Genomic DNA, 12887 nt, shown 5'->3' with positions numbered 1-12887 from the left:
GGTCGCGTCATAATGGAATCTATGAATCAATCGGAAACTCTTCATATTGTTTTAGCAGGTGGCGGAACCGCTGGACACGTTAATCCTTTGCTCAGTATTGCTCGCAGTATTGAACAATTAAATCCACAGGCTCAAGTTTCTGTGATTGGAACTGCAGAAGGATTGGAATCACGCTTAGTTCCGCAGGCAGGCTACGAACTCGATACGATTGATAAAGTTCCTTTCCCGCGCTCTGTGAAGCCATCTACTTTTGCTTTTCCTGCCCGTTTTATGAAGCAATTGCGCATGGTTAAAGAGATTTTTACTCGCCGTCATGCCGATGTTGTTGTGGGCGTGGGCGGTTATGCTGCTGCTCCTGCGTATGTGCAAGCGCATGCTATGCGTGTGCCTATTGTAATTCATGAACAAAACGCTCGTGCAGGCATGGCGAATAAATTGGGAGCACGGTGGGCAAGTTTTGTGGGAACCACATATGATGAGTGCGGTTTATCCGTGCGACGTACTGATGCTCGTATGGAGCGCGTGGGTTTGCCATTACGCACAGTTATTGCCAAGCGTGCTGAAGCATTGCGTAAAAATCGCGAAGAAGCTAAACGTCAGGCAGCTATTGAGCTTGGTTTAGATCCAGATATTCCTATTATTGCTATAACAGGTGGCTCTTTGGGAGCTGTGAACGTCAACACAGCTGTTGCTAATGCGTGTAGAGAGCTTTTAGCTTGCGCTCAGATTGTTCATTTAACGGGCAAAGGCAAGAGTGCTTCTGTGCGTGCTGTGGTATCTACCTTGGCAGGGGAGCAGGCTCTGAGCAGTCTTGGTACTTCTGAAGATTCTGCGCATACTGGAGCAGGCGGTTACCATATTGCTGAATATTGGGAAAATATGGATGCGGTTATGGCAGCAGCAGATCTCGTCTTATGCCGTTCAGGTGCTGGAACAGTAGCTGAGCTTACTGCATTAGGCGTGCCAGCAGTCTATGTGCCTCTTGCGATAGGCAACGGAGAACAAGTTTTTAATGCTCAACCTGTTGTTAATGCTGGCGGCGGCATGATTGTTCATGATGATGATTTTACTGCTGACTGGATTAAAGAGCACGTAGTGCCGTTAATTACGGATAAAACAAAGCTTTCCGAGATGAGCGCTGTGGCGTGGGAGTATGGCAGGAGAGATGCGGCAGAAAGAATGGCACGCATTATTCTTGACTTAGCACAAGCAGCAGTATCACAAGTATCAGAGGCGAAAACAGCAGAGGCGAAATAATGGAACAGATTGTATTAGACCCAACCCATCAGCCAATTGACTATTCCCAGGTTGATATTACGAAATGGGAGCACGTGCATTTTATTGGCATAGGCGGAGCAGGCATGAGCGTGCTGGCAGAAATGCTTCTCGAAGAGGGTGTATCTGTGAGCGGTTCCGATGCACATCGCAATGCGAAAACTGATAAGCTCGAATCTTTGGGTGCCACGATTTACGAAGGGCAAGAGGCGCAGAATGTGGATGGTGCGTCAATCGTAGTGTATTCGTCTGCAATTAAGCCTAACAATCCTGAGATTGTGCGAGCTTTTGAACAGGGTAGCTTAGTGATGCATAGGTCTGATATTTTGGCTACTTTGATGGCGCATAAGACCTCTATTACTGTGGCGGGAGCGCATGGCAAAACCACGACAAGTGCCATGATTGCGCAGATTTTTGCTAGCGCCGGGCGCGCAGATTTAGCTGATCCGAGCTATGCGATTGGTGGGTCTATTCATACGCCTGAGGGGTTGCGTGATGGTGGTCATGCTGGGCATGGCTCAATTTTTGTAGCAGAAGCAGATGAATCTGATGGCAGCTTCCTGAAATATCGCCCAAGTCTTGCTGTTATTACCAATGTGGAACCAGACCATTTGGATCATTATGGTGATGCTCAAGCTTTTGCTCATGCTTTTATTGAGCATGCGCAACATGCTCAGCAGCATGTTATTGCTTGTGGTGATGATGAGGGTGCTCTTAACGTGGTGCGTTCTCTGAATGATCAGGAACGTAAGCGTGCTATTGTTTACACGACTAATCCAAATCTGAGTTTGCAGTATGCGCAAGTCGTGCGTATTCATACGGATAATAAGAGCACGTTTGATGGTGGACAAGATTTTTCTATTCAATGGTTGGAACGTTATGGTGAAGAGATGCTTCACGCTCATATCCGTGTTCCTGGCGAGCATAATGTGCGCAATGCTACGGCAGCTTTGATTGCAGCGCTTGTGGCTGGAGTGCAACCTCTTGATGCGGTGCGTGCGCTTGATGATTTTCGTGGTGCGGCTCGCCGTTTCGATATTAAGGCTGTTATCCAGGGTGTAACAGTTGTTGATGATTATGCTCATCATCCAACTGAAGTGAATGCTTTGATGGATGCTGCTCGTGTGCGTTATCCACATGAGCGTATTCGTGTTCTTTTCCAGCCGCATCTGTTCTCGCGTACTCATTTTTTTGCCGATCAGTTTGCTCATGCTTTAGCTAAGGCTGATGAAGCAATTGTTACTGGTATTTTCCCTGCTCGAGAGCTTGAGAAAGATTGGCCAGATATTTCATCTCAGACTATTCCTGATGCTGCTGTTGGTCTTCACGCTCAGATTCGTGCTATTGATGATATGAATGAGGCAGCACGGTATCTGGCTGATTCAGCGCAGTCAGGAGATGTTATTTTTACTGTTGGTGCAGGCTCTATTACCACGATGGCGGATAGTATTGCAGAACGCTTATCTGAGCGCGAGGTTGAACAGTGAGTTCTGAAAACTCGAAGAATTCGAAACGTCAGCCGCGTATTATTCGTGCATCAAGCTTAAGTTCTTCAGCACATCGCGCGGTTTCTGAGAATGTGAGTATCGATGCGCGAGATGAGTTACGCATACGTACCAAAAAGATTGATTTTGAGGAGCGTAAGAAAGAGCAACGCGCAGCTCGTCGCCGTTATTGGTTTATTCGCATAGGCATAGGAATAGTGAGCTTTTCACTCGTGTCTTTTATTCTATGGGCTCTTATTTTTTCGCCATGGTTTAAGATTCGGTCGCAGGCAGTTCGTATCTCTGGCGTAAATAAGTGGGTGTCGGTCACAACAATTGAGAAATATACGAATCCGCTTATTGATCGTTCTCTTATTACTATCTTGGAATCGCAGCTTGAGCAGCAACTCGATAATATTCCAGGTATTGCTGCAGCAAAAGTTACAAAAGAGTACCCGCATGGTTTGATTGTGAAGCTGACCGAGGAAACTCCTACAGCTTTGTTGTATACGGAAGACAAGAAAAACTACGTTCCGGTTGATTCCCAAGCTAGACGTTTACGAACAGTCAAGCAGGCTGAAGTAGGAATCCCGATTATTAATGTGCCGACAGTAAAAAGTGGTTTACGCAATGAAACGGTACAGCAAAGCATTAAAGTTTTGGCTGCTCTCGATAAAGATTTGCGTTCACGTATAACCTCTACTGAAGCGAAAACACAAGACTCTATTACCACCGTTTTGGATTCAGGATATACCGTGGTGTGGGGTAATGCTTCGTCCATGAGTACAAAGCAGAAAATCGTTACGGCAATTATTGCGCAACTACAAGCCGAAGGAACCGCTACAGGAACCATCGATGTATCCGCTCCATCACGACCAATCGTGAAGTAGGGATGAGAGTTACTAGGAAAAAAGAGCAGGCGAAAGCTGTGCTCAATTGTGCGATGCTTGTGAAATCTTATATTTTATTGCCTGTTTGAGGATAATCGTTGAAAGACAAAACGCTCAGATAGGAAGCTGTCGAAGAAGTGTGGTGGTTGATGATGGTACGTGGTCGTGGCGGTCTTGGGATAAGGATTCGAAGACTGTTGAGGGTGCGGACGTGACGTTCACGGGTACATGGGCGTTCACACCGAAGCCGGAGCCTCAACCTAAGGCTCAAACAGTAAAACAAAAGATAACACCTAAGCTGAGTCCTGTTATGGTACGCTATACACTTGCTAAAACTGGATTTACAGGGGGTTGAAGCACTTGTATTATCCGTCTTGGTTATGAGTGCTGCAGGATTGCTCTTGCTACTTCATAAGAGAGAAATTGAATAATAAAATTCACTGAATTTTCCGAGAAGTAGTTCAGGAGTAGCCCTTTTCAAGGCAAAATCTAACGGGATCGGGTGTAACAGTTGTAATAATACAGCCAATGCACCCGATTCCGTTTTTATATATAAAATGGGGACACACAAACATGTGTCCCCATTGAATTCGTGGAGCCGCCGGGAATTGAACCCGGGTCCGATGACCGTACCTCTAGCCTTCTACGTGCGTAGTTTGCTGACCATATGGCAATTTGTCTTCCTCAAACATCGTCGCAAACCACGGTTTGCAGGAATAGTTACAGTAAAAGTCCTTTATATGCCCTGAAACTCAGCACATAAAGCAAGTCTTTACATGACGCTCAGCATCTCCCCAAAGACATGAGAGAGTGAACGGAGTTGAACACTCAGCTGGTTAAACCCTAGCGCGAAGCTTAGGCAGCGAGTGCAAACTCAGTGCGATTAGATTTAGCACTTATTTTTTTACGGGTGGCACGTTAACGAGTGGACCCCCGCGTTCTCGGCACGCTTCTCTACAGCGAACAGATCACCGTCGAAACCAATCGACCCCATATTCAGTTGTAAAACCTTGTATACGTAGATGCATACAAGTCTCTAGTATACACAGAAAAACTGTTATCTCCTCTCTCAGAGCAAAATAATGCCGATAAATAACGTATCAGCGCAAAAATCCCGTGTCTGAGTGCGCTACAATAGTAGAAAAGCTCTCGCGCGAAGCAAAGGTGCTCTCGTGAAGCTTTCTCAGCGCTGGAGGGGGCGTATGACTACCACACAAACGCACACGAAGAAAAGATTTTTTAAGATAACCGTTCTGTTTATCTTACTGTGTCTGTGCACACATATTTTTATGCCTCGAAATGTTGATTTCACGCGAATCAATCCTGCTGATTATCGCTGGGCTTTGCTGTCCAAGAAATATCGGAGCGGCTCTATTGCTCCCGAAAACGAACAGGGATATCTTTTCTTTGTGACAGCAGATGGTCGCTCGACTTCCGTAAAAATAGAAGATGCTTATAACGGTAATGTCGTGTGGTCTCCTCAGAGCTTTTTCTATAGTGATAACCATGTTCAACGTTGGCTGAGTAATCAACGTAATTCCCTGCGAGTTAGGCAGGCAACAGCTTCGCCGCTCGGCATTGTGCCTTTAACAGATGGTCTAAGTCAAGCAATTCTCTACGAGAATTATTCCCAATCATCTGGTAACAACTATCAGCTGATGATTGCGAATCCGCACAAGATAAGCACACATAATATTCGTTCGGATCAGCGCTACAATGCCATGAGCGAGTGTGGGAACAATGTTTTTGCTGTAACAGCAGAAGCCCCAGATGCTACTTCTCATGTGCAGCTATCTTTTGACCGTGTTCTTAAAGAAGAGCAGTTCGATTCTTCACGAATAGCCTCTCAATCCACACAGTTTGACGCAGCTTCTCTCGGACAATCAGTATTACCGTGCTACAAGTCATCTATTATCATGCTCGCTCATTTCTCTGTGCACGTGTTGAATAAACAGAGCGACTTAAATATAGATCCTTCTTTAATCCGCACGGATCAGTGGGGAAGCGAATATTTTCTTGCTCTTGTAACAATGAATACTGTGACGGGAGATATTGCTGTACATCCGGTAACTGATTCTCAGGGAGCAGCGTTAGATGCAGATATGGTCAGTAATTTTCTCATGCAATATGATGCGCATTCCGTAACCGATGACGGCTCGCTTATATGGGTGGCAGACAACGGATCTGTGCTGAAAACACGTATTGCGGATGGGCAGACCACCATATTTTCTGATTCCATACGAGATAGAACATACGATTCTCATAACCAGAAGTACTTTTATTGTGTGTCGGGCACGGATGCAACGCTTGGGGTGCTTATCTATGAGTCAGATTACGCATTACATAATCCGCATATAGTGAGTTTGTCTAAACAGAATGGTCACACGATACGCGATATAACTATTTTGAGCAATGCGCAGTTGGGAGCGAATTTTTATCTTCAAGACCTCGTCACTAATCCCTCTAATCCCTCAAACAAAGAATAAGTAATATAGTCATCTGCGTAGTTTCTACTTATAGTGTGCTGCCGTGCTAGCATGAGTGGCGAAAGAAAATAAGGGAGTTTTACGTGAACGACACATCTCAAAAATCGAGCGGATTAGCTCTTCTACCCATTATCGTCTTCCTCGTCATCTACTTAGGCGCGGGCATTTACTTTGAATACATCAACCCTACACATGGGCAAAAGGGCTTTTACGTCATGTCCGTTGTTGTAGCCTTCTTTGTAGCGCTTATTGTGGCGCTTTTACAAACGCGCGGCAGCAGTTTCGACGAGAAAATCCGGTTATGCGCTCGTGGTATTGGCGATGAAAACATTGCCATTATGATTTTTATTTTTATTGTAGCAGGATGTTTCAGTGGGGTAGCGCAGGCTGCAGGTGGAGCTGAATCCACAGCGAATATGTTGCTCACTATTTTACCAGGACGTTTTGCTCTGCCAGGACTTTTCCTTATTGCCTGCTTAATTTCCATGGCTATGGGAACGAGTGTAGGAACAATTACAGTTTTAGCTCCTATTGCGCTGAACGTTGCTCAAAGCACTGCGTTATCTGTTCCTTTGAGCATTGCCACGGTTGTGGGTGGCGCTATGTTTGGCGATAACCTCTCCTTTATTTCCGATACCACGATTGCTGCTACAAAAACTCAGGGCGTGGCAATGATTGATAAGTTCATTACAAACTTTAAGATTGCTCTGCCAGCAGCTATCGGCTCCTTCGCTATCTTAGTAATTATCTCTTTTCGCACTCCAATGAACGTTGATCTGCACTATGACTTCAACGTGTGGCAAGTGATTCCATACATTGTTGTGCTGATTGCATCGCTGTGCCGGTTTAATGTGTTCGGCGTTCTATGCGCAGGAGTTGTTCTTTTCTCTCTTGTAGGACTAGCAACAGGTTCCTTAAACGGTATGACCATGCTTACTGCTTTTAAAGAGGGTACTGCCGGCATGAATGAAACAATTATTGTGGCTATTCTCGTGGCAGCTATTGGCGCTTTGATTAAAAATAATGGCGGCTTTGCCTGGATTGTTGAGAAAATCAAAACACATTTTAACGGTCGTCGCGGCGGAAGTTTCGGTATCGGTTTGCTCACACTCTTTATGGATATTGCCACGGCAAATAATACAGTAGCTATTGTTATGGCTGCTCCTATTGCGCGCGATATTAGTAAAGAATTCGATATTGAGCCTCGACAAACCGCGTCTTTGCTCGATACATTCTCCTGTATTGGTCAGGGTATTATTCCTTACGGCGCACAACTTCTTATTGCAGCTAGTATTGCTAAGATTAGTGCCGTGGCTATTATGCCATTCTTGTTCTATCAGTTCTTGCTCTTTGTATGCGTGATTATTGCTATTCTTGTGCAGCATAAGCCGCACAAAGCAACTAGCCGCGCATAATTGCTGAATCAACAATAATGGTTACGGGACCGTCATTGTTGAGCGATACATGCATATGAGAAGCAAAAATCCCCGTTTTCACGTCAATGCCATACTCCTTCGTGAGTGTGGCATTGAATTGTTTCCACAGTTTTTCGGCATGTTCAGGCGATCCTGCTTCAGTAAAACTTGGGCGGTTTCCTCGTTTCACATTGGCGTACACCGTGAATTGAGAAATTGATAGAATGCTGCCATGAACGTCGAGAATACTGCGATTCATTTTGCCTAGGTCATCTTCAAAAATGCGCATATGCGCAATTTTCTTCGCCGCCCACGCTACATCAGCATCGGTATCGGCATCCTCAACGCCCACTAGGAGCACAAAGCCGTGATTAATACTGCGTTCATCTTCAGCTAAGTTATTAAATTCTAGGGTTTCAGGTTGATTCTCGTCAGCATCAATCATCACAGATGCTTGAGAAACTTTTTGTACAACAATACGCATAACACTCAAGCTTAACGTGAGCCTGAAACCATCGCATATCGTAAAATATTCATATGAATCGACGAGAATTATGGTTCTTTATTGAACCAGACGCTAATGAAGATGTGTCGTCTTACGATAAAACCATGTTGGTGGTTATTGCCGTAAGTCTTATACCGTTGATGATAGTTACTCATATTCCGCTTTGGATGCAGTGGCTAGACGGCATTGCGACGTTTATTTTTGTGGTGGACTATATTTTGCATTGGATTTGCGCTGATTTATCTGAACCGCCACAGCACCAGGGCAGGGCACGTTGGAAGAGCTTTCTTCTGTACCCTTTACGACCTATGGCAATTATTGATTTACTCTCGATTCTGCCAGGTTTCTTCCCGATAAACCACGGATGGCGTGTTTTCCGATTAATTCGTTTGCTGCGCACTGTGCGAGGCATGATGGTGTTTAAGAATTTACGTCGTCGTCGTTCTGTTGATTTAATCGTGACAGCACTGAAAAAACAGCGTGAACCTTTTACTATTATTTTCTGCATTGCTGTCGGCTATATTTTTGTGTCTGCTTTGATTGTGTACAACGTAGAGCCAGATACTTTTAAGAACTTCTTTAACGCTCTGTATTGGGCAACAGTATCGCTTACTACAGTGGGATACGGTGATTTATATCCTGTAACTGTTGTGGGTAAAACCTTTACTATGCTCTCATCTATTTTAGGTATTGCTGTTATCGCTCTACCATCGTCTATTTTGACTGCTGATTTAATGATTATTTTGAACGAGAGCGACGATGATGATTCCAATGATGTGAGCACGCCACCCACACATGCGGCTCACCACGCGATGTCTCAAATAAAACTTGAAGCGCCGTCCCAGTCAAACCAGAACGACGCTTAAGAGCCATAAAGAGCTTATTTTGAGGCTTAACCATGGTGTAGGAGATAATTAACGCTACACCATAGAGCGCTGCCAAAATAAGGAAGACGAGGTTATAGGAACCAGTTGCGCTCAAAACAGCCGCAGTAATCTGGTTACCGGTCAAACCTGCGAAAGCCCATGCAGACAGAGCTACGCCGTGAATGCCGGAAATCTTATCCATACCGAAGCGGCTGGAAAGTAATGCCGGAAGCGTGCTGAAACCGCCGCCATAGCCCGCGTTAATAACCAGAAGCAGAGCAACAACAAGCACAACAAGGTCAGCGTTTACACCCTTAAACATGAAGGTTGCCAAGCACAGCAGAACGCAAGATGCGAAAATGATCTTGTAAACAGTGTTGCGATCCTTCAAATAATCGCTGACCATTGAATAGCCCAAACGACCCAAAGCGTTGCTGGCAGCAGTAAGCATCTGCACAAAGGAAATAACCGCAAGACCTACGCCCATCACCTTCAAGATGGACTTCTCATAAGAAATCAAAGCTAAACCGCAGGTAATATTCAAATAGAACATAATCCAAATACCTACGAATTGCTTGTTCTTAAAGATAGAGAAGTCTGGCTTAGTGCTTGCATTCGGATCTTCGGTCCATCCAGCTGGCTTTTCAAGAAGGAAATGACCAATCATCATCATTACAAAATACACGACACTCAAAATGTAGAACATCGTAGCCAAGCCCACAGCATCCTGCAGATAGTTCATCACTGGGCTAGCAATAGCTTTTGCTAAACCGAAACCCATAATGGAAATACCGGTGCCCAACCCCTTATTATCTTTGAACCACAGCATCAAGGTTTTCACAGGAGTAATGTAGCCAATACCCAAACCGACGCCCATAATCGCACCGTAGAAGAGGTAAATCAAAATCAAGCTTAAAGTAGAACCGAGCTGATGCGTAAACTGAGCGGTAACGCCCGTACCAATCATGCCGATAGTAAAGCAAATACAGGAGGTAAGAGATGCCTTGTGAATATTATGCTCCACAAAAGAACCAGCAAAAGCTGCAGACATGCCAAGGAAGGAAATAGCTAAACTAAATGCCCAGCCGAGGGTAGCGGTAGGAACTCCCACTTCGGCAGCTAAACTTTCGCTAAAAGAAGACCAGCAGTAAACGGTACCAATACTTACGTGAATCAGAAGGGCTGGAATAGCAGCCACTGTCCATTTGTTTTTCACAGAGTTGGCCTCGCGTAAATAGACAACAAAAAAGAAGCCCAAACGTGCTGGGATTCTTTCGCCCAGACGGTCGGCTTCCTACGGTTATACTCCCTGTGGTTAATCTACTTCCGTCAGTTACATAACGCGATTAGCTTAACAGAGTCAGTAGAACCACACCAAACTCAAAAATGTGAGCTTCACCATGTCTAGGCTGCTGTGTTCTGTGTGCGGTGCGTGCTCGCATACAAACAGAAGTATGACTTTTGATGCAGCGGCTTTTAGTGTTTTTGATGTTGCCGGTTTAGACGGGCGTATGGAGGCAATTCGTGCGCAACTGTGGCCATTATTTAACAAGTATGGACGCAGTATTGCTGAGCATGTGCAGTCGCGTTTAGAGCTCGAGCAGCCTCTTTTCGTGCATGTGGCAAAGCATTTGCGTCGCACAGCTTACGCGCCGGAGAGCACGTGGGTAGCTATTGGTGGCGATAAGCGTGGATATAAGAAATACCCGCATTTTCAGATTGCTATAAACGCACAGTATGTGGCGATCATGCTCGCATGCATCGATAATCCCTTGCATGAGAAAGAGATTGCCGCAGATTTTTCTTCTCGAACCTCTGATTTTGATGATTTATCCTCTGATTATGTGCTGATTGCTGATCATACGCGCGTGTCGTACGAAGCGCTGAGCGAGGTTGATTGCAAAGGCTTTTTTGAGCGGGTAGCAAGCGTGAAGAAGGCAGAATGGATGATTGGTCGGGTAGCGCAACCTGGTTCAGCTGAACTTGCTTTGAACGGCATCTCCTTCAAGACGAAGACCTGTGTCTTTCCAATGACCGTACGGACTATCAATATTAAAATATTCGTTCGCGAGGTTATAACCGCCAGTAAAACCGACACGGCCATCGATAACGGTAATTTTGCGATGATCGCGGTTATTAACGAAAATATTTAAGAAAGGCAGTAAAGGATTAAATACTTTGCATTGAATGCCCAGCGAGCGCATCTTTTTTATGAAAGAGCGATTGATAAAACTGGCTGATCCAACATCGTCATACATAAGACGTACTTCAACGCCTTGCTGGGCTTTGTGTGCAAGAATACGGGAACTACGTTGGAAAGACTCGCCGTCCTCAATGGCATGATAATCCATAAAAATAAAATGTTCTGCTTTATCTAAATCCCGTAACTGGGCTTCTAAACCGTCACTTGCGTCGCTGTAAAACTGCACGTCTGTATGAGTATACGTAGGGTAGGAGGCTTGTTTTTGCAGATAACGGAACTGATTAGCAATGCCTTTATCCGTTTTATCGAGTTGTGTGAGAGTGGCGTTTGACCGCTGAAGGAACTGCATAAGCGTGCGATGATTCTTATTGAATGCTTTCTTGCTTATGCGTGTGGCATTAGGATTTCCTAAAAGAAGGTAAACGATTAAACCAACCACAGGGGTGAGACCAATAAAAACGAGCTATGTGATTTTGAATGCCGAATTTGAATCTGAGCCAACAATAAAGAAGGTAACAATAAGTGCGAGCAGTTGAAGTACGCCACTTGCCCACACTATATGCTCTTGAAAACGAAGAACGAAAAGAATAGCTACTGATAACTACAGAAGAAAAGCGAAACCGACTAAAATCATGCGAAACTTGCTGTGTGCTGTATCTGATTGCACAGTGCGTGAATGAGTATCGCTCATGTCTTCTCCTTCTTTTGGTTTACAGCGTTCTCGTTGCATCGCTTGACGTAATTTGCGTTGCTATCTCTATCTATCCCTATAGTAAATCAGCGCAATAATTTTGCTGTACATACACGTGTTCCGCGCTGAGTTTTTTACTATCAACGCGGAACGTATGGTGCTTATATGGTGCTTGAGACGAGAGGCGGGTTTGCTGGGGTAGCTAGGTTATGCGCGCGCTCGCTTCCCACCTTTCACTTCTTACTTCTTACTGAGAGCACCTAGTTGAGCTGTTTAGGCAGCTAAGGTATGAGGATGCTTGCATGTTGCGCAGGTGCAGTCTTCGCAAGTGCAATGTGCGCAAGAATCGGAGCAATGCTCGCAAGAGCACGTGGTGTGATTGCAGTTTTCACATGTGCAATCTGCGCAGGTGCATGTTGCACAGGAATCCGTGCAATGCTCGCATGAGCAGTGGGAACACTCATCGTAATGACCATCATGCTCGTGATGAACATGCCCGTTATGCAGATAATCTACATGATCTAAGTGGATAATAGCTTCGTGTCCGCAGGCAGGTCCGTGAGTGTGTGCGTGATCTTCTGCAATTGTGTGCTTAAGGTCTGTCATTGTTATATCTCCTTTGTGTGGGCATATACATCCACCACAATATGGCGAATATGCATGTCCGAAATGGAATATTGAGTTGTTCTACCATGAGATTGTGCAGACACAATATGAGCATTGCGCAAAATCATGAGGTGGTGAGAAACAAGTGGCTGGGAAAGACCAAGTTTTTCTTGAATCTCACGTACAGTAAGTGGTTGTCCAATGAGAAAATGGCAGATTGCAACACGTGCTGCATGCGATAAAGCTGAGAAGAGCTCCGTTGACGCTGCATATTGCATTTCCCAAGGCTTAGCTTGCGATGGGGTGGCTTCATGTGCAGCGTTTAATGCGCTGTCTGTAGCGTTGTTCGTAGCATTGTTCAAAGCCTCACGTGGTGCGTTGTTATCCACCGTACTCATAAAGAATATTTTATATAAAAAATTCTTTATATGCAAGCTGTGGGAGGTGCGGCGGAGGATTCGAGTGG

At 45.0% G+C, this 12887-nt stretch carries 10 protein-coding genes, 1 other RNA gene, 2 pseudogenes and 1 riboswitch; of the genes and pseudogenes, 8 read left to right on the top strand and 5 right to left on the bottom strand.

Annotation, left to right across the window (positions count from 1 at the left end):
- Positions 1 to 21: 21 nt before the first annotated feature.
- The 4 genes from G464_RS08360 (at position 22) to G464_RS10450 (ending at position 4004) form a co-directional block, all read left to right on the top strand.
- Positions 22 to 1257: a UDP-N-acetylglucosamine--N-acetylmuramyl-(pentapeptide) pyrophosphoryl-undecaprenol N-acetylglucosamine transferase gene (locus G464_RS08360; protein ID WP_051126673.1), complete on the top strand. Its 1236-nt coding sequence runs from the start codon at positions 22 to 24 to the stop codon at positions 1255 to 1257.
- Entirely contained in the window at positions 1257 to 2762 is a 1506-nt protein-coding gene (gene murC / locus G464_RS0100765) for a UDP-N-acetylmuramate--L-alanine ligase (RefSeq protein ID WP_022856358.1), read from the top strand. Before G464_RS08360 ends, murC begins: the two co-directional genes overlap by 1 nt.
- Positions 2759 to 3649 (top strand): cell division protein FtsQ/DivIB, encoded by an 891-nt coding sequence (locus G464_RS0100760; RefSeq protein WP_022856357.1) that lies wholly within the window; start codon positions 2759 to 2761, stop codon positions 3647 to 3649. Before murC ends, G464_RS0100760 begins: the two co-directional genes overlap by 4 nt.
- Positions 3650 to 3788: 139 nt before the next feature.
- The gene (locus G464_RS10450) at positions 3789 to 4004 is read left to right on the top strand and encodes an SHIRT domain-containing protein (protein WP_021618157.1); all 216 of its coding nucleotides are present in this window, start codon (positions 3789 to 3791) and stop codon (positions 4002 to 4004) included.
- 235 nt (positions 4005 to 4239) lie between these two features.
- On the opposite strand, the gene ssrA is transcribed toward G464_RS10450, so the two are convergent.
- Positions 4240 to 4641: a transfer-messenger RNA gene (gene ssrA, locus G464_RS09860) on the bottom strand.
- A 297-nt stretch (positions 4642 to 4938) separates the two neighbouring features.
- Between ssrA and G464_RS0100750 the strand changes: the two genes are divergently transcribed.
- A complete protein-coding gene (locus G464_RS0100750; protein ID WP_034297823.1) occupies positions 4939 to 6135 on the top strand; it encodes a hypothetical protein in 1197 nt (398 codons plus the stop codon).
- 83 nt (positions 6136 to 6218) lie between these two features.
- Positions 6219 to 7550: a Na+/H+ antiporter NhaC family protein gene (locus G464_RS0100745; protein WP_022856354.1), complete on the top strand. Its 1332-nt coding sequence runs from the start codon at positions 6219 to 6221 to the stop codon at positions 7548 to 7550.
- Here G464_RS0100745 and dtd read toward each other — a convergent pair.
- On the bottom strand, positions 7537 to 8034 hold the full coding sequence (dtd, locus tag G464_RS0100740) for a D-aminoacyl-tRNA deacylase (protein WP_021618160.1): 498 nt from the start codon (positions 8032 to 8034) through the stop codon (positions 7537 to 7539). The genes G464_RS0100745 and dtd overlap by 14 nt on opposite strands.
- Positions 8035 to 8087: 53 nt before the next feature.
- Here dtd and G464_RS10280 point away from each other — a divergent pair.
- Positions 8088 to 8765: pseudogene (locus tag G464_RS10280) on the top strand (potassium channel family protein); the annotation flags it as partial.
- A 28-nt stretch (positions 8766 to 8793) separates the two neighbouring features.
- Here the strand turns inward: G464_RS10280 and G464_RS08355 are convergent.
- Complete coding sequence (locus G464_RS08355; protein ID WP_080651113.1) at positions 8794 to 10137, bottom strand: OFA family MFS transporter; 1344 nt, start codon at positions 10135 to 10137, stop codon at positions 8794 to 8796.
- A 53-nt stretch (positions 10138 to 10190) separates the two neighbouring features.
- A riboswitch (ZMP/ZTP riboswitch) is annotated at positions 10191 to 10268 on the bottom strand.
- 53 nt (positions 10269 to 10321) lie between these two features.
- Between G464_RS08355 and G464_RS10275 the strand changes: the two are divergent.
- A pseudogene (locus tag G464_RS10275) lies at positions 10322 to 10891 on the top strand (DUF1054 family protein); the annotation flags it as partial.
- 3 nt (positions 10892 to 10894) lie between these two features.
- Here G464_RS10275 and G464_RS10270 read toward each other — a convergent pair.
- Both G464_RS10270 and G464_RS0100715 read right to left on the bottom strand, forming a co-directional pair.
- Positions 10895 to 11272, bottom strand: coding sequence for a phospholipase D-like domain-containing protein (locus G464_RS10270; RefSeq protein WP_244264108.1), 378 nt, complete (start codon positions 11270 to 11272; stop codon positions 10895 to 10897).
- A gap of 1151 nt (positions 11273 to 12423) precedes the next feature.
- Positions 12424 to 12819 carry an ArsR/SmtB family transcription factor gene (locus G464_RS0100715; protein ID WP_021618167.1) on the bottom strand — a complete coding sequence of 132 codons (396 nt, stop codon included), beginning with the start codon at positions 12817 to 12819 and terminating at the stop codon, positions 12424 to 12426.
- Positions 12820 to 12887: the final 68 nt, after the last annotated feature.

It is taken from the genome of Alloscardovia omnicolens DSM 21503, assembly GCF_000420505.1.
Taxonomy (GTDB): domain Bacteria; phylum Actinomycetota; class Actinomycetes; order Actinomycetales; family Bifidobacteriaceae; genus Alloscardovia; species Alloscardovia omnicolens.
Note: the sequence above shows the minus strand (reverse complement) of the source record. Positions and strands in the feature narration are given on the sequence as shown.